Here is a 17230-nt window from a genome sequence, read left to right as displayed (position 1 = left end):
CAACTCTGGCGCCCGTACTTTGCTTTAGTGAATATCTTTCCAATACGCTTTATTCAAGCGCCATGCAAAGAGGGTAAAGAGTGCCAAGAACAAGAGCACTATAACGCCAAGGCGTTTACGCTCCAGTTGAACTGGCTCAGCCATCCAAGACAAGAAGGCAACCAAATCAGCAATGTTATCGTCATACTCTTGCGGCTTCATGGTGCCTGGGGTAAGTTGCTCAAAGCCTACGAATACTTTTTCTGTTCTACTCTCGTCATGCGGGTCTTTACGATCCTCAAACTTAGCAGCACGCTCACCCTGCAGCTGCCAAAGTACGTGTGGCATACCTACGTTTGGATATACCAAGTTATTCCATCCCGTTGGACGATCATCATCTTTATAAAAAGTACGGAAGTAGGTATAAAGCCAATCTGTGCCACGAGCACGTGCCTCAACCGATAAATCCGGTGGGACTTTACCAAACCATACCTTAGCATCCTTAGGTGACATCGAGACAGTCATCAAATCACCCACTTTTGCATCTGTCAAAATCAAATTATCTTTAATTTGCTCATCTGTTAAGCCAATATCGCGCAAACGGTTATAACGCATGCTGGCAGCAGCATGGCAGTTCAAGCAATAATTCACAAAAATCTTGGCGCCATTTTGTAAAGACGCATTGCTATTTACGCGATCTGGTGCTTTATCCAATGGGAAGCCACCTTCATTGGCATTGGCATTTAAGCCAAAACCAAGAGCAGCAACCAAAACGGTTGCTTGGCAGAGGCCCATCAAAGTTTGCAAAATTCGTTTCATACTAGTTCCTAATTTCTCTTTGCTGATATCTCAGGCTTAAATTAATGGGACTCAAAAGTAACGCGTGTTGGGACTGGCTTGAAAGTACCAAGCTTGCTCCAGAACGGCATTGCCAAGAAGAAGCCCAGATAATAAATAGTGCAAATCTGAGAAATCTTTTCAAATGTTGGGGATGGTGGCTGAATACCCAAGTAACCCAAAATCACAAAGGTCACGACAAAGATGCCGTAAATATATTTATGAAACTGTGGACGATAGCGAATCGACTTCACAGGCGAGTAATCAAGCCATGGCAAGAAGAATAGGATCACCACTGAACCGCCCATGATCACAACACCCCAAAATTTCGCATCCAAAACATAGAAGCCGCCAGCCAATACAAGGGCAATAGCAACGCATGCGCCTTTGACTTTGAGGTCTTTAGTGTTCCAAGCAAACATCCCCAAAATCACTGCCAAGAAAATCCATAAGGGCAATAGGAAGTTAGTGGTAGTTGCCCGCAACATCGAGTAGAACGGCGTGAAATACCAAACCGGTGCAATATGCGTTGGCGTTACAAATGGATTTGCTGGTATGAAGTTATTGGCCTCTAAGAAATATCCGCCCATTTCCGGGGCAAAGAATACGATTGCAGCAAAAATAATCAAGAAACCACCGAGATACATCACGTCATGAACGCTGTAAAAAGGATGGAATGGAATGCCATCCAAAGGAATCCCTTTAGCATCAACCGTATTTTTAATCTCAACACCGTCTGGATTATTTGAGCCAACTTCATGCAAGGCAAGAATATGGGCAGCAACTAAACCAATCAACACCAATGGAATTGCAATCACGTGGAATGCAAAGAAACGGTTTAGGGTTGCATCACCAACCACATAGTCACCGCGCAGCCACAAAGAAAGGTCTGGGCCAATGAATGGGATTGCGGAGAACAAGTTCACGATTACTTGTGCGCCCCAATAGGACATTTGTCCCCATGGCAGCAAGTAACCAAAGAAGGCCTCGCCCATCAAGCACAAGAAGATTGCACATCCAAAAATCCAAATCAATTCGCGTGGCTTGCGATAGGAACCGTAGATCAATCCGCGGAACATATGCATGTATACAACGACGAAGAACATGGAAGCGCCAGTGGAGTGCATGTAGCGTATAAGCCATCCGAAAGGAACCTCACGCATGATGTATTCAACTGACTCAAATGCTTTGGCAGCATCTGGCTTATAGTTCATGACCAAGAAAATACCGGTAATAATCTGAATAGCCAAAACAACAATAGCTAGCGCTCCAAAAATATAGAAAAAATTCAGATTCTTTGGAGCGTAATACTCGCTCATGTGACGTTTAAATGCGTCTGTAACAGGCAAACGTGAATCAACCCATGCCATTAGCTTTTCTGCTGAAGATGCGTTTGCTGGAACTTCTTTTTCGTGAAATGCCATTTATCTCTCCTTAGGCTTTCTTATCATCGCCAACGAGAATCTTGGTATCACTCAAATACATGTGTGGCGGCACTTCAAGATTGTCTGGGGCTGGTTTATTTTTGTAGACACGGCCTGCCATGTCGAAGGTGGAGCCATGGCATGGGCAAAGATAGCCACCTGGCCAAGTATTAGGTAATGAAGGCTGCGCACCAGCCTCGAATTTAGGCGTTGGAGAGCATCCCAAGTGGGTACAAATACCCACTACTACAAAATACTCAGGCTTGATTGAGCGCCATTGGTTTTGGGCGTAAGGAGGCGTATATTGAGCCGGGTCACGCAGTGAATTTGGATCAGCTAATTCACCATCAATTTTTGATAATTCTGCGACCTGCTCTGGGGTGCGACGCACAACCCATACAGGCTTACCGCGCCATTCAACCATGCGCATTTCATCTGGTTTCATACCAGTAATATCAACTTCAACAGCTGCTCCAGCAGCCTTAGCACGCTCGGAGGGCTCAAAACTGTCCACAAAAGGGTAAAGGGCTGCAGCTGCGCCTACGCCACCAACTGCCGATGTGGCGATCAGCCATTTACGGCGATCTTTGTCCATACTGGGCTTGTCACTCATTTACAAATTCCTAAAAGGGTATTTATGGGTAGAAATTGCTTAAAGGTAGGATTTTAAAGTAAAAAGTGGGGTAAGCAAGAAAGTTATGGGGTTAATCTTTGGTTAATCCGTTTACAGACAAAAAGGAAGGTAATTATGGGTGTTTTAAAGGAGTTTCGCGACTTTGCCGTCAAGGGCAATGTGATTGATTTGGCAGTTGGCGTGATTATTGGTGGGGCTTTTGGAAAAATTGTCGATTCCCTGGTAAATGACATCGTTATGCCGGTCATTTCTACCCTTTTGGGTGGTCATATTGACTTTACCAACCTCTTTATTGTCCTTGGTCGAATTCCTGAGGGTGTCCCTAGAACCTTCGATGCCCTCAAAAAGGCTGGGGTTCCTATTTTTGCCTATGGCAATTTCATTACCATTTCGATCAATTTCATTATCTTGGCTTTTGTCATTTTTCAAATGATCAAAATCGTCAATAAAATTCGGATCATCGACGCACCGCCTGCACCACCAACGCCGGAAGATATTGTGTTGTTGCGTGAAATTCGCGATAGCTTGAAAAAATAAATTATGTTTAATCGGCTTTGGATTCTATTTGCACAAGTAGTCACCATTTTTCTGGCTGCCTGGTTTATCGTGATGATTCTCAAACCAAGTTGGCTTTATGGCATACAGAGCAGTACTCTTGTCGATAGCATTACCTTAAGAGAAGGCGCATATGACGGCGGTAGCATCAGCCCTGGCTCATATCATGAGGCTGTTAAAAAATCGATGCCTGCAGTGGTCAATATTTTCACGAGCAAAGCTGCAAGCAAATCAAAATCTCGCAAAGGAAATAACGGTAACTCTGCAGACCCTTTGTTTAAATTCTTCTTTGGTGATCAGCCACCAGATGAGGAACCCAGCTCCAGCCTGGGCTCAGGGGTATTAGTCAGCCCCGAAGGAATTATTTTGACAAACCATCACGTCATTAGCGATGCCAGTGATATTGATGTGGCATTAACTGATGGGCGTAAATTAAAAGCACAAGTAATCGGTAGCGATCCAGAAACAGATATTGCTGTTTTAAAGATTGAAGCAAGAAATTTACCCACCCCCATCACACTCGGAAAAATGGATTCTGTTCATGTGGGCGATGTAGTACTTGCAATTGGAAATCCATTTGGCGTTGGTCAAACTGTTACCTCAGGAATTGTTTCCGCCATGGGGCGTGACCATGTGGGCATCAACACATTTGAAAATTTTATTCAAACGGATGCGGCAATTAATCCAGGAAATTCTGGTGGCGCACTCATTGATACACGCGGTAATCTGATTGGTATCAATACCGCGATCTTTTCTAACAATGGTGGATCAATGGGTATTGGATTTGCGATACCCGTCAACTTAGCTAAACAAGTAATGGAATCCATTTTGAATAATGGCTCTGTAACGCGTGGATGGATTGGAGTTGAACCTCAGAACCTCTCTAAGGAGCTTGCAGAGTCTTTAGGATTAGCAGGCAATATTGAGGGGGTAATACTCTCCGGAGTCCTTGAGGGAGGGCCAGCAGAACGTGGTGGCGCGAAGCCTGGGGATGTCCTCATTGCAGTGAATAATCAGTCCACCAAAGATGTAAGACAGCTACTCAATCAAATTGCACAGCTTGGGCCCGGCAATGAGGCCACTATCAAGGTTTTGCGCAAGGGAAAAGAACTAGAGCTTAAGGTCAGCATCGGAAAAAGGCCTAAACCTAAAATGCCAGGCTAGGATTTAGTTCGACAGAATCTTAGACAAGAAGTCTTTCGCCCTGGATGAGCGTGCATCTGGATTGCCGAAGAATTCGTCTTTGCTGCAATCCTCCAGAATTCGGCCTTGGTCCATGAAAATTACCCGGTTGCCTACTTTGCGCGCAAATCCCATCTCATGCGAGACGCAGCACATCGTCATACCCTCATTGGCCAACTTCACCATGACATCTAAGACTTCACCAACCATCTCTGGGTCCAATGCAGAAGTAGGTTCATCAAATAACATCAAAATTGGATCCATACTTAGAGCACGAGCAATTGCCACACGTTGCTGTTGACCGCCAGAAAGTTGACCTGGGTATTTATCTTTCTGTGCAATCAAACCCACTCGCTCAAGATATTTCAAGCCATGGGTTTTAGCCTCATCAGTTGAGCGTCCTAACACTTTGATTTGAGCAAGCGTTAGGTTTTCAGTAATACTTAAGTGGGGAAATAATTCAAAATTTTGAAATACCATCCCCACGCGTGAACGCAATTTTGGAAGATTGGTTTTGGGATCGTGCAAATTGATGCCATCAACCATAATTTCCCCAGCCTGAAAAGGTTCTAGGGCATTAATCGTTTTAATGAGTGTTGATTTACCAGAGCCTGATGGTCCGCAAATCACCACTACCTCACCTTTATTGATTGAGGTGCTGCAATCTGTCAGAACCTGAAAGGAGCCATACCATTTCGAAACGTTTTGAAGTTCAATCATGATGGTCTTGTAGTCTGTAGCAATAATAGAAAAATATATTAGCGAATGATCGCAACTTTAGCTTGAATCTTACGAACAATTTTTGATAGCGAAAAACAAATGACAAAGTACGTTGCTGCTGCCAAGATATAAGTCTCAATGGGGCGACCATAATTTTTGCCCGCAATCTCAAAGCCTTTGAGCAAGTCGTAAGCGCCAATGGCATATACCAAGGAAGTATCCTGGAACAAGATGATGGTTTGCGTCATAAACACGGGGATCATGTTGCGAAATGCTTGGGGTAAAACAATTAGACGCATATTTTGACCATAGGTCATACCCAAAGCCTCTCCAGCATAGGCTTGTCCTTTGGGTACCGACTGAATGCCCGCGCGCACAATCTCTGAAAAGAAAGCGGCTTCAAAGGCAATAAAAGTCAAGGTTGCTGACAGGTCAGCCCCAATGGGTTTGCCAATCAGCATCGGAATGAGCAAGAAGAACCAAAGAATCACCATCACCAGCGGAATCGAACGCATGGTATTGACGTAAATCGTCGCTGGGTAGACCAAAGATGGGCGTCCAGATAAACGCATTAAGGCTAAGAAGGTGCCCACCACAATCCCGCCAATGGTTGCGATGACAGTCAACTGCACACTAAATAGCAAGCCCTTGAGGATGTATCCGGTGAATAATTCCCAGTTGTAGAAACTTAGATCTAGACTAAACATATCAGATCCATTTAATGAGCTGCAGCATCGCTAGATGCAGTGATAAAGCCGGGTATGCGACTTCTCTTTTCGATGACTGCCATTACTCGGTTTACCCCGAACGCAGAGAGTGCATAGAGCGCAGTAACCGCTAAATAAATTTCGACACCATGAGAGGTTTCTTCTTGTGCTTGCATCGCAAACAAGGTGAGCTCGGGCACTGAGACCGCAAACGCTACAGAAGAATTTTTTACCGCATTCATACTCTCTGAAGTCAATGGTGGAATCACAATTCGCAGAGCCATTGGCAAGATGATGTAACGGTAAGTTTGGGTGGTGGTTAAACCTAAGGCGGTAGCTGCAGCACGTTGACCGCTTGGCAAAGACTGAATACCAGCCCTTACTTGCTCTGCAATACGTGCTGAAGTATAAAAACCCAAGGCAATACTTACTAACCAATAAGAGGGTAATAACTTCAAAGGCACAATAAATGCGGGAATCACGTGGTACCAAAGAAATACCTGAACCAAGACCGGGATATTTCTGAATAACTCTACCCAAGCGGTAGCAAAACGTACTAGTAGCCTGCTGGCTCGTCCAGTATCAGGAAGGGTGCGTAATGTACCTATGACAGCGCCCACTACCAGAGCGATAGAAAGTCCCAGGCCAGCAACTGCCAATGTCCAACCCCAGGCGGTCATCAGCCAATCTAAGTAACTTGGATCGGCATTTTGACCAAGCCCAAATAATGAGGAGAAGCAGTGATCTACTACTTCTCCGTCTAAGGTGCTTTTACAAAAGACACCTAAATCTAAAGCCATAAATTATTTTTTCTGTACGTAATCTTCTGCTGGCTTGTCATTTAAATTAGCCCAAGCATTTTTGGTAGCAGGAGATAACTCAAGTCCAACAACAATATTTTTTGGTGGAATTGGCTTTAAGAACCACTTGTCCCAAAGTGCTGGCATTTTACCGTTTGCAACAATCTTAGCAATTGCAGCATTTACAGCAGCTTTGAATTCTGGATCATTTTTAGGAACCATAATGGAAATTGGTTCTGTGCTCAAAACCTCACCAACAATTTTGAAATCTTTTGGATTTTTAGCATTAGCAATATTACCCGCCAAAATTGAACCATCCATTACGAATGCATCGGCGCGACCAGATTCCAAGAGCAAGAAACTATCAGCATGGTCTTTACCGTAGACTTCATCAAAGTTCACGCCATTGGCTTTTTCATGTTTACGTAATAACTGTACTGAAGTTGTACCGGTAGTAGTCGCTACCTTTTTACCTGCTAATTGTGAAATAGAGTTAATGCCTGAATTTGCTTTAACCGCAATACGCACTTCTTCAACGTAAAGGGTATTAGCGAAACCAACATCTTTGGCGCGGTTTGCATTGTTTGTGGTTGTACCACACTCAATATCTACTGTACCGTTTTGCACTAAAGGTACTCGGTTTTGGGATGTGACTGGCTGGTAATTAATACGCAAGGTGCTCATGCCCAATTTGTCTTTAATATCGCCCAAAATCATGCGGCAGACTTCAACCTGATATCCATCAAAGCGACTGTCACCAGTGGTGTAGGACATCGGAATTGAGGACTCACGCACACCCATAGTAACGGCACCCGATGATTTAATTTTGTCCATTGTGGCACTTGCAGCAGCGGCTGCGCCTGAAATTGTCACGAGGGCTGTCAAAGCTAAAACTTGACTCAATTTTTTCATTTTCATAGGGCTCTTCCAATTATGTAAGGGGGTAAATAAACAGCGCTTTTATGTACTCTTGACTACCAATAATCAACAAATGGCGATAAGTGTCATTTATGCCTCAATCTAGCATTATCTACACTTCTAGGCAATTGTCATCTTATTAGAATTTAGTAGTAAAAAAACCCACCGTGTTTCCACGGTGGGTTTAATTTAAAGCTTACTTTTAAATTCAACACTAGCTTACGCTAGCATCAAATTAGAAAGTGTGACGTACGCCCAAAGCGTAGTTCTGTTGACCGTAGCTCAAGTTTGTGTAAGCAGAGGTAGATGTATTTGTACCACCGTAGATTGCGTACAAGTTTGTACGCTTGCTGAGGTAGTAGTTCAAACCAGCTTGCCAACCGTTTACAGTAGCACTTGTTGAAGCGCCGAAGTATGTGTACTTACCATTACCTACAGAAGCCCAACCTTCAACTGTTGGAGTGATGTAAGAACGAACACCGATCTGTTGAGCTTGACGCTTAACATAGGCGAGAGGATTGATTACAGAAGTATCCTTACGTGTGACCCACTGAGCGTATGCCTTCAAGATACCGAAGTCATACGTAGCAGCTACGTAGCCTTGGTTAGACTTGTCGTTTGAACCAACTTGTGCTGCATTACCTGCACCGATGAGAACTGGCGCGCCAACTGCTGCACCAACACCACCAACGGCAACTTGTGCAGTTGTAGCTGTCCAAGGATTAGTAACTTTGAAAGACTGGAAGTTAGCTGTTGCATAGAACTTGCTTAATGTGTAGTTCAAACCAGCTTGCCAACCAGTTTTGTTCACTGCACCACCAGTGTAACCAGTTCCAGCAGGAGTATTTTGTGTTTCTGTAGCGCTAGAAGCGTTTAAGGTGTAAGCAAGGTTACCCTGGAAACCAGCAAAAGAATCTGAAGCCAAGAACAATGTGTTACCGATACGCAATGTGTAGGCATCAACGTTACCGTTTGTACCTGAACCAACTGAAGTACCTGGCAATGTAGAAGTAGCATAAATTACGTTACCACCAACGTTGTTTGTAGCGCCTGGATCAGTTGCTGCAACTTGAGTGTGGATGTTTGTGTACTGAGTACCAAACGCGCCCCAACCAAGGCCATTCTGCTTCAAACCAACGAAAGTTTGACGGTTTGCAGAAGCACTTGTTGAGTAGTTTTGGTCGCCGTTAGGTGCCAAAGCAACTTCAACTGTGAAGAATGCAGACTTACCGCCGCCCAAATCTTCAGTACCCTTGAAACCCAAACGGCTTGTAGATTCAGCGTTAGCACCGAATGCATTACCAGTTTGTTTAACTTGGCCTTTTTTACCACCGTTAACTTGCTCATTTGCTCCGATCAAGCCTGCATCCAATAAACCGTAAACGGTTACGCTGGATTGTGCTTGTGCTGCGCCAGCAAATGCTGTCAACGCTGCAACTGCTAATAGCGATTTTTTCATTCTGTAAATCTCCATAAATTGAAAAGTAATGCCCAAATAAAACTGGGACTTACGAATTTTGCTTGTTTTGCTTGCCCAATCCCGTGGTCAGGGTAATTAGGAGTTGTTTTTGCTTGTCAAAAGGTAGTTTTTTGGCTTTCTTCGTTGTATCACGGCAACAAGAGCACTGTTTTCTGTCTTTTTTGACCTTTGAATGCCAAAATTGTCACATGGCAAGCCGCGAATTCTTAAAAATCCTTAGTTCAGCTCGAATGGGTGATGTATTAGCGCAACAAAAACTGGCCTCAGCTTACCTAACTGGTGAGTTTAAAACCCCGATTCAGCCTGCTAATGCCTTAATTTGGTTGGAAAAATCCTATATTTCTATTCAAAATCAAGGACTTAAAGAAAATGGCTCCAATCAAGCCCAAATCTTGGAACTTTGGGCGCAAGTAGCGGTAATTCCGCTCATTGAGACTTTTAATTCACCCTCTTTTCAATTTGGCTGGAATACTTTTTGGGGTATTTCAATGAAAGAGGAAGCTTCTGATGCCCAACTTTCTGCCAAATGGCAATTAGCCAATTTAATGATTAACCCGCAATACAGCGCAACCCAATCAGAGTTGGCAGATTGGCTTAGAAAACAAAACACTAGTGCCGTCGAGCAAATATCCCATTTAGATTTTGTAGGTTTGCAAAAAATTGCTAAGCAATATTTACAAGAGATTGCCGAAAGTGAAACATCGCATTCGGTTCTGGCAAAAGAACTGCTCATCAAATTGCAACCAAAGAATGAGGCACTCTCTTCACTCTGGGGCTCGTGGATTGAAAATCAAAATGAAGATGCGCTAGCCCAAGCAGCTGAATTAGGCCTTACTAGCGCAAGGTTGGCCTTGGGTCTGCGTCTTGCACAGCTAGATGATGTCAGCACTGATCCCGATAATGCCAAGCTCTCTAAATCAAATGCCTCCCTTAAAAAAGCTGCGTACTGGTTAGAGCTTGCTGCTAAAGATGGGGATCGTGACGCTTGGTATGCGCTTGGAGAAATTTATCGTCGTCCACAATTTTCTGGATACAACGCTGCTGAAAGTGATCGTTGTATCGATCGTGCTGCTGACTTAGCTCATCCACAAGCGCAATTTCGTAAGGCAGCTAATTTGTGGCGTAAACGTGAAAAGCTCGATGAAAAAGTTCGAGGGCTCCAAGCGTCTTATTGGGTATGGCACGCACACCAACAAGGTGTAGCAGAAGCAAAAGAATTGCTCTCGAAAATTTTAGAGAGCTGCCCTGATCCGAAACAAAATGATTGGCGCGATTTAGCGTATTACGCTGAACAAGCCTTAAATCATCATGCCGAACACAAACTCGATGTAGATTGGATCTTGATGTGTCATCGACTCATCATCGCCAATCAGTTTAATTTCAGCAAAGCAGAATTACTGCTATCCGATGTTGGTCAACTTCAACACGAGCATTGTGTAGTGGTAGATATTCGCTGGGAGCTGCCAAAGATTCTGCCAAGATTGATTCAAATTGAAACGATCCAACAGCGCCGCGCACTGCTTGCTGCAGGTAAGACCTTTGCCGGATCTGAATTAGACATTGAGGGTAATTTACGCCAACGACGCTATCGCTTTGATCGGGTTACCCAGTGGCTTGCTACAAGCTTCTCAAAGAATCTCGCGAATCAAGACGTTGAACTAGCCTGAGGATCTGTGGATTCATCCTCAGAGGGCTTGGGGACATATAAACGCGCAATGAGTAATCCGAGTTCATATAGCAAGGTCATTGGCACTGCTAAGAGCAATTGGGACAGAACGTCTGGTGGGGTTACCACTGCGGAGATCACAAAAGCACCAACAATGACATAAGGGCGAATTTCTTTGAGCTTAGCTAGAGTCACAATTTTCATATGGACCAAGACAACCACTACCACTGGTACTTCAAAAGTAATTCCGAAGGCTAAAAAAGTCGTCATGGCAAAGCTGAGATAGTTATCAATATCCGTAGACATCTCCGCGCCTAAGGGCTCGTTATAGCTTGCCATGAAATTAAAGACTGTTGGGAATACCAAGAAATAGGCAAACGCCATGCCAATGATGAATAAGGAATAGCTACTCACTACCAGAGGCAAAATCAATTTACGCTCATGCAGGTAAAGACCTGGCGCAATAAATGCCCAGATCTGATACATCACCACTGGCAGTGCAATTAAGAATGCCACCAACATGGTCACCTTCATTGGCACAAAAAATGAACCGGTGACATCCGTCACAATCATCTTGCCACCAGCAGGTAATGCTTTTAATAGCGGCTGCGCAAATAAATGAAAGATTTCAGGTGCCCAATACACCAAACATAAAAAGACCGCAATAATGGCTAAGGCAGATTTAATAACGCGATCGCGAAGCTCAAAAAGGTGCGAGAGGAATGATTCTTGTAAGCCTGAATCTTCAGCGGGATTGTTCTGCGTCATGAATGAATTATTTACCTACTGTGTGATGAAAGCGCTTCATTCTGGCTGCGCCTGATTGCACACGAGTACGAATGCCTGCGGAACGTTTAAACCAAACCGGTCTGGCTGCACGCCGCACTCCCCAACTGCTTCGACCTTGACGTTTTGTTTTACGCAAAACCTCCTGCTCATCAAGCGGCGGTTTTTCAAAAGTGGTTTCAAAAATATCTGCTTGATCGCTCAGATGCGTGCCAGCCTCTTGAACAGTTGAATGAATAGTGTTTTCAACTTCTTTAAATGCTGAGGCACTTTCTTCTCGGAGTTTTTTAAATTCTTCAATCTCCATTTGGCGATTGACTTCCGATTTGACATCGGCCATATAGCGTTGAGCGCGGCCAAACAAATTGCCGACCATACGTGCTACTTTGGGTAGACGCTCAGGTCCCACTACAACTAATGCCACTACTGCAATCAGCGCAAGTTTTGAAACTCCAAGATCAATCATTTAAGAACCGCATGAATTTCTATCTGCGCAATGGCAATTATTTATTTACATCTTTAGCGTGTACATCAACAGTCTTATCTGCAGAAGCAGCAGTTTGTTGAAGTTGCTCAGCTGTTTGATCTTTAGATTCTTCAGATGTCTTCATGCCATCTTTAAAACCTTTTACAGCACCGCCCAAGTCTTGGCCAATGTTTCGCAATTTTTTAGTGCCAAACACCAACATCACGATGACCAACACAATTAACCAATGCCAAATGCTAAATGAGCCCATTCTGAATCTCCTTGGATTATTTATTCCAGGGGCGCGGACCGCCCATCACATGCAAATGCAAGTGATAAACCTCCTGCCCTCCATCTGCACCATTATTTACCATTAACCTAAAGCCACCATCCTTGCCAGGACGGCAGCCTTGCTCTTTGGCAAGACGGGGCGCTAATTCCATCATTCTACCTAGCAATGGGGTATCTATGCTTTCCGCTGACTCCAACATGGGGATATGTTTTTTTGGAATCATCAAGAAATGTACTGGAGCTGCGGGATTGATATCTTTAAATGCGTAGATTTCTTCGTCTTCGTATACTTTCTGTGACGGGATCAAACCTTGGGAAATCTTACAAAACAGGCAATTGGGATCATGAGTCATGACTTATTCCTTGCCAGAGGCTTTGCGAGCAGCTTTTTCCTCAATTCCTGAGGTGCCTAAGCGACGGTCTAATTCCTCAATCACATCTTCAGGGCGCAAATTGAATTGAGACAAGGCAATTAAACAGTGAAACCATAAATCTGCCATTTCACCCACAAACAGCTTTTTTTGCTCAGGGGCTAGATTAGAGCTACGCACATCTTTAGCCGCCATGACAGCTTCAGTAGCTTCCTCCCCAATCTTTTTCAGGATGCCATCATCCCCTTTGGAAAAGAGTAAGGCGGTGTAAGAAGTTTTAGGGTCTGCCTGACCGGCTTTGAATGCATCACGGCGCTGGTCAACAACATCGGCCAGGTGTGCGAACGCGGAATCTAAATTTTTAGGAACTTTATTACTGTTATTCATCATTACTTTTTTGAACAACTATGTCCAATCTTCAACTTTCAATTTTTTGACTCTTTTAAAAGCCTGATCATTCGTTACTAAGGTGGCACCTATTGAATATGCATGAGCAGCTATCTGCATATCAAGTGCTCCAAGGCTAGCGCCTTTAGCCTCAAGCTCCGCCCTCAAATTACCATAGTGCTGGGCTGCATCACTACTCCAGGCTAGCACATCAACTCTTTTTAAAAATTCTTGTACAACTTTATGGAGATTTTTTGCATCAGGTTTACGCGCTAATTCGTAACGCAATTCTCCCTCAGAAATTACTGATAAGCATAGACTATCCAAAGGGAGGCTGGTAATTCTTTTAGTGACATTTGGATGCTGTCTCAGAAAATGGCTTACCGTATTGGTGTCCAACATGTATGTCATCACTTCAGCCCATCCAAAGGATCGCGATTTTGTGCCCCTTGATTACGATCTTGGGGACTCAAGAAATCTATTGGAACATCGGTCTGGTTAAGTGCTGAGAAAAAGTCACTCCAGTTATCTGGTTTACGTGAGAGGATAAGGTCTCCAGTGCTGGGATCGCGTCTAATAAATACTTCTCGCTCCTCAAAGCGAAATTCTGCAGGCAAACGTACAGCTTGACTCCGCCCGTTCATAAAAATTTTTGCAGTTTGACCCATCGCTTGAGCTCCTTGATATATATCAAAGTATATACCATCTATCAAATCAACTCAAGTCAGTCTTTGGTGATTTTTACCCAATTAGATATTCCGCTATCCCATTGCCTAAAGAAGCAACTATGCTCCCCAGTGTGACAAGCAATGCCATCTTTTTGTTCAACCATCAAGACAATCGTATCGCCATCACAATCTAAGCGAATTTCTTTCACTTTTTGAGTATGACCAGATTCTTCACCCTTGTGCCACAGTTTTTGCCTAGAGCGTGTCCAATACACTGCCTCGCCTAAACGCAAGGTTGCCAATAAAGCATCGCGATTCATCCAAGCCATCATCAAAATATCTTTACTGCCAACCTCTTGCGCAATGACAGGAACCAATCCCTGTTCATTCCAGGCGACAGCATCCAGCCAGGAGCCGACTGTCAAAGATGCAATAGGGGTAAATGTGCTCATAGATTAACTTTACCGCGATTCTGAAATGCGGACAGGAATACCTTGTGATGCCATATATTCCTTTGCCTGTTGCACGGTGTATTCACCATAGTGAAAGATGCTGGCAGCCAACACTGCATCGGCATGGCCTTTAGTAATGCCATCCACTAAATGCTGCAAGTTACCAACACCACCAGATGCAATGACCGGCACTGTAACTGCATCACTGACGGCAGCGGTAAGCGCTAAATCAAACCCATCTTTACTACCATCACGATTCATGCTGGTTAATAAAATTTCACCGGCACCACGCAAAGCAACTTCTGTGGCCCACTCCACAACATCTTTACCAGTGGCTGTGCGACCGCCATGGGTGAACACTTCCCAATGACCCGCATCAGTTTGCTTAGCATCAATCGCTACCACAATACATTGTGAACCGTAATAGGCTGCTGCATCAGAGACTAAATCGGGATTAGTAACGGCCGAGGAATTCATGCTCACTTTGTCAGCACCTGCATTGAGTAAGCGACGCACATCTGCCACTGCGCGCACGCCACCACCAACAGTGAGCGGAATAAACACTTGGGACGCAACATCTTCAATGATGTGTAAAATTAAATCACGACCATCGGACGTCGCAGTGATATCGAGAAAAGTAAGTTCGTCTGCACCTTGGGTGTCATAACGTTTGGCAATCTCCACGGGATCACCCGCATCGCGTAGGGCAACAAAGTTCACGCCCTTGACTACACGCCCTGCTGTGACATCAAGGCAAGGGATAATTCTTTTCGTTAACACTAGATCATTTTCTTTGCATATTTGAGAGTTAACTCATCAGCATATTTTTGGGCGCTTGCCAAATCAAGGTCACCAGCATAAATGGAGCGCCCAGCAATTACTCCCATTACACCCTCTTCCTCCGCCCTACAAAGTGCCTCAATGTCTTGATTGTTAGATAAGCCGCCACTGGCAATAACTGGAATTCGAATAGCTTGAGCCAATTTAATCGTGGCTTCGATATTGACGCCCTTGAGCATGCCATCACGACCAATATCCGTATAAATAATGGCTTCAACACCCCAATCTTCAAACTTTTTCGCGAGATCAATGACTTCATGACCCGTTATCTTGCTCCATCCATCGGTTGCCACCTTGCCATCACGCGCATCCAAACCAACCATGACTTGCCCTGGAAACGCCGTGCAAGCATCTTGTACAAAGCCTGGATTTTTAACAGCTGCAGTACCAATAATGACCGTACTAACGCCATCATCTAGCAAACGTTCAATGGTTTCAAGATCACGAATACCGCCACCAAGTTGCACCGGAATTTCATCGCCCACTGCTTTTAAAATAGATTTGATAGCAGATTCATTTTTTAGTTTGCCTGCAAACGCACCATTCAGATCTACCAGATGCAAACGACGTGCACCCTTGCTAATCCAATGGGCTGCCATAGCACCAGGGTCTTCAGAGAAAACCGTGACTTTATCCATGTCACCTTGCTCTAATCGAACACAGTGGCCATCTTTTAGATCAATTGCAGGAATGAGCAGCATAGAGAGGTGTTAGTAATAAATTAAGGTTGCCAAGAAACAAAATTTTTATAAAGCTTTAAACCGTACTCCGCACTTTTTTCTGGATGAAATTGTGTTGCAAAAATATTACCTCGCGCCACCGCAGAAGTAAACCAATCGCCATATTCAGTTGAGCCAGCGATATCTTCCTTGCGCTGCGGCACTACATAGTAGCTATGGACAAAGTAAAAACTCGTTAAATCCGGAATACCTTCCCAAAGTGGGTGCTTACAATCTTGGCGAACTTGATTCCAGCCCATATGGGGAACCTTATAAGCCGAACCGTCAGCCTGTTTTTGGCCAGCTAAATCAAAGCGACGTACCTCACCCGGGATCAAACCCAAACAAGCTGTCCATTGCTCTTGACCAGAACGCACTTCTGCACTTTGATCAAAGAGCATCTGTTCGCCAACACACACTCCCAAAAGGGGTTTACTTTTTGAGGCCTCTAGTAAGGCGTCTAATAAACCAGACTCTTGTAGATGCTTCATACAATCAGGCATAGCACCTTGACCAGGCAAGACCACACGATTTGCTGTACGTATATCTTCGGGTTTGTGCGCAATGAGTACATTGTCATCAGGCGCAACATGATGAAATGCCTGATATACAGAACGTAAGTTACCCATTCCATAATCGACGATCGCAATTGTTTGCGCCAAAGTTAGCCTATTGTCTGCTGTTGTCTTCTGGGCAACTTAGGGGTGTCTAGGTTAGAGACTGCCTTTAGTTGAGGGAACAACACCAGATGCACGTGGATCAATTTCTAGGGCCATACGCAAAGCGCGGCCAAATGCCTTGAACACGGTTTCAATCTGGTGGTGCGCGTTGATGCCGCGCAGGTTATCGATGTGCAAAGTGACGCCAGCATGGTTTACAAAACCTCGAAAGAACTCAATACTGAGATCGACATCGAAGTCTCCCACACGGGAACGGGTAAATGGCACATTAAATTCCAGTCCGGGACGACCAGAAAAATCGATCACTACTCGGGAAAGCGTTTCGTCCAAGGGGACATAAGAATGGCCATAACGGGTGATGCCGGTCTTATCACCTACTGCCTTAGCAAAAGCTTGACCTAGAGTAATACCAACATCCTCAACGGTATGGTGATCATCAATATGGGTATCCCCTTTGGCGACTACTTTGAGATCAATCATGCCGTGACGGGCAATCTGATCGAGCATGTGATCCAGAAAAGGTACCCCGGAGGCAAGTTCAGCCTTGCCAGTACCATCCAGATTGATGGTAATTTGAATTTTGGTTTCCGAAGTGTTTCGGGTAACGTCGGCTTGCCGCATGCTTCGTTGCGCCGCGAGGCGAAGTGTTGATTGAAGCCTCATAATAT

General features: G+C 44.4%; 23 protein-coding genes. 3 read left to right on the top strand and 20 right to left on the bottom strand.

What is annotated here, in order from left to right; all coding sequences use genetic code 11:
- Positions 1-24 precede the first annotated feature (24 nt).
- The 3 genes from ICN38_RS02010 to petA are packed head-to-tail and all read right to left on the bottom strand — an operon-like array spanning position 25 to position 2853.
- The gene (locus tag ICN38_RS02010; RefSeq protein ID WP_216254395.1) at positions 25-798 is read right to left on the bottom strand and encodes a cytochrome c1; all 774 of its coding nucleotides are present in this window, start codon (positions 796-798) and stop codon (positions 25-27) included.
- A 41-nt stretch (positions 799-839) separates the two neighbouring features.
- The gene (locus ICN38_RS02005; protein ID WP_216254392.1) at positions 840-2240 is read right to left on the bottom strand and encodes a cytochrome bc complex cytochrome b subunit; all 1401 of its coding nucleotides are present in this window, start codon (positions 2238-2240) and stop codon (positions 840-842) included.
- Positions 2241-2250: 10 nt separating this feature from the next.
- The gene (petA, locus tag ICN38_RS02000; protein ID WP_216254389.1) at positions 2251-2853 is read right to left on the bottom strand and encodes a ubiquinol-cytochrome c reductase iron-sulfur subunit; all 603 of its coding nucleotides are present in this window, start codon (positions 2851-2853) and stop codon (positions 2251-2253) included.
- A gap of 135 nt (positions 2854-2988) precedes the next feature.
- On the opposite strand from petA, the gene mscL reads away from it, so the two are divergent.
- On the top strand, positions 2989-3411 hold the full coding sequence (gene mscL, locus ICN38_RS01995; protein WP_216254386.1) for a large conductance mechanosensitive channel protein MscL: 423 nt from the start codon (positions 2989-2991) through the stop codon (positions 3409-3411).
- A 3-nt stretch (positions 3412-3414) separates the two neighbouring features.
- Positions 3415-4593: a Do family serine endopeptidase gene (locus ICN38_RS01990; RefSeq protein WP_216254381.1), complete on the top strand. Its 1179-nt coding sequence runs from the start codon at positions 3415-3417 to the stop codon at positions 4591-4593.
- A 3-nt stretch (positions 4594-4596) separates the two neighbouring features.
- Here the strand turns inward: ICN38_RS01990 and ICN38_RS01985 are convergent, their stop codons facing one another.
- From ICN38_RS01985 to ICN38_RS01965, 5 genes are all read right to left on the bottom strand, one after another.
- Complete coding sequence (locus ICN38_RS01985; RefSeq protein WP_216254377.1) at positions 4597-5331, bottom strand: amino acid ABC transporter ATP-binding protein; 735 nt, start codon at positions 5329-5331, stop codon at positions 4597-4599.
- Positions 5332-5369: 38 nt separating this feature from the next.
- Positions 5370-6038 carry an amino acid ABC transporter permease gene (locus tag ICN38_RS01980; protein ID WP_216254373.1) on the bottom strand — a complete coding sequence of 223 codons (669 nt, stop codon included), beginning with the start codon at positions 6036-6038 and terminating at the stop codon, positions 5370-5372.
- An 11-nt stretch (positions 6039-6049) separates the two neighbouring features.
- Positions 6050-6838, bottom strand: a complete 789-nt coding sequence (locus tag ICN38_RS01975) for an amino acid ABC transporter permease (protein ID WP_216254370.1) — start codon at positions 6836-6838, stop codon at positions 6050-6052.
- Positions 6839-6841: 3 nt separating this feature from the next.
- Positions 6842-7750, bottom strand: a complete 909-nt coding sequence (locus ICN38_RS01970) for an amino acid ABC transporter substrate-binding protein (protein ID WP_216255188.1) — start codon at positions 7748-7750, stop codon at positions 6842-6844.
- Between the two features lie 241 nt (positions 7751-7991).
- Positions 7992-9215, bottom strand: a complete 1224-nt coding sequence (locus tag ICN38_RS01965; RefSeq protein WP_216254368.1) for a porin — start codon at positions 9213-9215, stop codon at positions 7992-7994.
- Between the two features lie 209 nt (positions 9216-9424).
- Here ICN38_RS01965 and ICN38_RS01960 point away from each other — a divergent pair, with 209 nt between their 5' ends.
- Entirely contained in the window at positions 9425-10903 is a 1479-nt protein-coding gene (locus ICN38_RS01960) for a sel1 repeat family protein (protein ID WP_216254364.1), read from the top strand.
- On the opposite strand, the gene tatC is transcribed toward ICN38_RS01960, so the two are convergent.
- Genes tatC through hisB form a run of 12 tightly spaced genes read right to left on the bottom strand, consistent with a single transcriptional unit; the run spans position 10882 to position 17183 of the window.
- Complete coding sequence (gene tatC, locus ICN38_RS01955; RefSeq protein ID WP_216254360.1) at positions 10882-11670, bottom strand: twin-arginine translocase subunit TatC; 789 nt, start codon at positions 11668-11670, stop codon at positions 10882-10884. The two genes, ICN38_RS01960 and tatC, sit on opposite strands and share 22 nt — an antisense overlap.
- Positions 11671-11677: 7 nt before the next feature.
- Complete coding sequence (gene tatB, locus ICN38_RS01950) at positions 11678-12154, bottom strand: Sec-independent protein translocase protein TatB (RefSeq protein WP_216254354.1); 477 nt, start codon at positions 12152-12154, stop codon at positions 11678-11680.
- Positions 12155-12191: 37 nt separating this feature from the next.
- Positions 12192-12425, bottom strand: a complete 234-nt coding sequence (tatA, locus tag ICN38_RS01945) for a Sec-independent protein translocase subunit TatA (protein WP_216254352.1) — start codon at positions 12423-12425, stop codon at positions 12192-12194.
- Positions 12426-12441: 16 nt separating this feature from the next.
- Positions 12442-12798 (bottom strand): histidine triad nucleotide-binding protein, encoded by a 357-nt coding sequence (locus ICN38_RS01940; protein WP_216254349.1) that lies wholly within the window; start codon positions 12796-12798, stop codon positions 12442-12444.
- 3 nt (positions 12799-12801) lie between these two features.
- On the bottom strand, positions 12802-13206 hold the full coding sequence (locus ICN38_RS01935; protein ID WP_216255186.1) for a phosphoribosyl-ATP diphosphatase: 405 nt from the start codon (positions 13204-13206) through the stop codon (positions 12802-12804).
- 15 nt (positions 13207-13221) lie between these two features.
- Positions 13222-13614: a type II toxin-antitoxin system VapC family toxin gene (locus ICN38_RS01930; RefSeq protein ID WP_255562667.1), complete on the bottom strand. Its 393-nt coding sequence runs from the start codon at positions 13612-13614 to the stop codon at positions 13222-13224.
- Positions 13614-13871, bottom strand: coding sequence for an antitoxin (locus ICN38_RS01925; RefSeq protein ID WP_216254344.1), 258 nt, complete (start codon positions 13869-13871; stop codon positions 13614-13616). Before ICN38_RS01925 ends, ICN38_RS01930 begins: the two co-directional genes overlap by 1 nt.
- Positions 13872-13927: 56 nt before the next feature.
- The gene (gene hisI / locus ICN38_RS01920) at positions 13928-14323 is read right to left on the bottom strand and encodes a phosphoribosyl-AMP cyclohydrolase (RefSeq protein ID WP_216254341.1); all 396 of its coding nucleotides are present in this window, start codon (positions 14321-14323) and stop codon (positions 13928-13930) included.
- A gap of 9 nt (positions 14324-14332) precedes the next feature.
- Positions 14333-15103, bottom strand: a complete 771-nt coding sequence (gene hisF / locus ICN38_RS01915) for an imidazole glycerol phosphate synthase subunit HisF (RefSeq protein ID WP_216254338.1) — start codon at positions 15101-15103, stop codon at positions 14333-14335.
- Positions 15103-15864, bottom strand: a complete 762-nt coding sequence (gene hisA / locus ICN38_RS01910; protein ID WP_216254335.1) for a 1-(5-phosphoribosyl)-5-[(5-phosphoribosylamino)methylideneamino]imidazole-4-carboxamide isomerase — start codon at positions 15862-15864, stop codon at positions 15103-15105. Before hisA ends, hisF begins: the two co-directional genes overlap by 1 nt.
- A 20-nt stretch (positions 15865-15884) precedes the next feature.
- Complete coding sequence (hisH, locus tag ICN38_RS01905) at positions 15885-16544, bottom strand: imidazole glycerol phosphate synthase subunit HisH (RefSeq protein WP_216254330.1); 660 nt, start codon at positions 16542-16544, stop codon at positions 15885-15887.
- 51 nt (positions 16545-16595) lie between these two features.
- Positions 16596-17183 carry an imidazoleglycerol-phosphate dehydratase HisB gene (gene hisB / locus ICN38_RS01900; protein WP_216255184.1) on the bottom strand — a complete coding sequence of 196 codons (588 nt, stop codon included), beginning with the start codon at positions 17181-17183 and terminating at the stop codon, positions 16596-16598.
- Between the last annotated feature and the right edge of the window lie 47 nt (positions 17184-17230).

Source organism: Polynucleobacter sp. AP-Melu-500A-A1 (genome assembly GCF_018882125.1).
Taxonomy (GTDB): domain Bacteria; phylum Pseudomonadota; class Gammaproteobacteria; order Burkholderiales; family Burkholderiaceae; genus Polynucleobacter.
Note: the sequence above shows the minus strand (reverse complement) of the source record. Positions and strands in the feature narration are given on the sequence as shown.

What these genes read in the sequence shown, in the direction of transcription:
- ICN38_RS02010 (WP_216254395.1), bottom strand. Translation starts at nt 798, where the DNA reads ATGAAACGAATTTTGCAAACTTTGATGGGCCTCTGCCAAGCAACCGTT.
- ICN38_RS02005 (WP_216254392.1), bottom strand. Translation starts at nt 2,240, where the DNA reads ATGGCATTTCACGAAAAAGAAGTTCCAGCAAACGCATCTTCAGCAGAA.
- petA (WP_216254389.1), bottom strand. Translation starts at nt 2,853, where the DNA reads ATGAGTGACAAGCCCAGTATGGACAAAGATCGCCGTAAATGGCTGATC.
- mscL (WP_216254386.1), top strand. Translation starts at nt 2,989, where the DNA reads ATGGGTGTTTTAAAGGAGTTTCGCGACTTTGCCGTCAAGGGCAATGTG.
- ICN38_RS01990 (WP_216254381.1), top strand. Translation starts at nt 3,415, where the DNA reads ATGTTTAATCGGCTTTGGATTCTATTTGCACAAGTAGTCACCATTTTT.
- ICN38_RS01985 (WP_216254377.1), bottom strand. Translation starts at nt 5,331, where the DNA reads ATGATTGAACTTCAAAACGTTTCGAAATGGTATGGCTCCTTTCAGGTT.
- ICN38_RS01980 (WP_216254373.1), bottom strand. Translation starts at nt 6,038, where the DNA reads ATGTTTAGTCTAGATCTAAGTTTCTACAACTGGGAATTATTCACCGGA.
- ICN38_RS01975 (WP_216254370.1), bottom strand. Translation starts at nt 6,838, where the DNA reads ATGGCTTTAGATTTAGGTGTCTTTTGTAAAAGCACCTTAGACGGAGAA.
- ICN38_RS01970 (WP_216255188.1), bottom strand. Translation starts at nt 7,750, where the DNA reads ATGAAAAAATTGAGTCAAGTTTTAGCTTTGACAGCCCTCGTGACAATT.
- ICN38_RS01965 (WP_216254368.1), bottom strand. Translation starts at nt 9,215, where the DNA reads ATGAAAAAATCGCTATTAGCAGTTGCAGCGTTGACAGCATTTGCTGGC.
- ICN38_RS01960 (WP_216254364.1), top strand. Translation starts at nt 9,425, where the DNA reads ATGGCAAGCCGCGAATTCTTAAAAATCCTTAGTTCAGCTCGAATGGGT.
- tatC (WP_216254360.1), bottom strand. Translation starts at nt 11,670, where the DNA reads ATGACGCAGAACAATCCCGCTGAAGATTCAGGCTTACAAGAATCATTC.
- tatB (WP_216254354.1), bottom strand. Translation starts at nt 12,154, where the DNA reads ATGATTGATCTTGGAGTTTCAAAACTTGCGCTGATTGCAGTAGTGGCA.
- tatA (WP_216254352.1), bottom strand. Translation starts at nt 12,425, where the DNA reads ATGGGCTCATTTAGCATTTGGCATTGGTTAATTGTGTTGGTCATCGTG.
- ICN38_RS01940 (WP_216254349.1), bottom strand. Translation starts at nt 12,798, where the DNA reads ATGACTCATGATCCCAATTGCCTGTTTTGTAAGATTTCCCAAGGTTTG.
- ICN38_RS01935 (WP_216255186.1), bottom strand. Translation starts at nt 13,206, where the DNA reads ATGATGAATAACAGTAATAAAGTTCCTAAAAATTTAGATTCCGCGTTC.
- ICN38_RS01930 (WP_255562667.1), bottom strand. Translation starts at nt 13,614, where the DNA reads ATGACATACATGTTGGACACCAATACGGTAAGCCATTTTCTGAGACAG.
- ICN38_RS01925 (WP_216254344.1), bottom strand. Translation starts at nt 13,871, where the DNA reads ATGGGTCAAACTGCAAAAATTTTTATGAACGGGCGGAGTCAAGCTGTA.
- hisI (WP_216254341.1), bottom strand. Translation starts at nt 14,323, where the DNA reads ATGAGCACATTTACCCCTATTGCATCTTTGACAGTCGGCTCCTGGCTG.
- hisA (WP_216254335.1), bottom strand. Translation starts at nt 15,864, where the DNA reads ATGCTGCTCATTCCTGCAATTGATCTAAAAGATGGCCACTGTGTTCGA.
- hisB (WP_216255184.1), bottom strand. Translation starts at nt 17,183, where the DNA reads ATGCGGCAAGCCGACGTTACCCGAAACACTTCGGAAACCAAAATTCAA.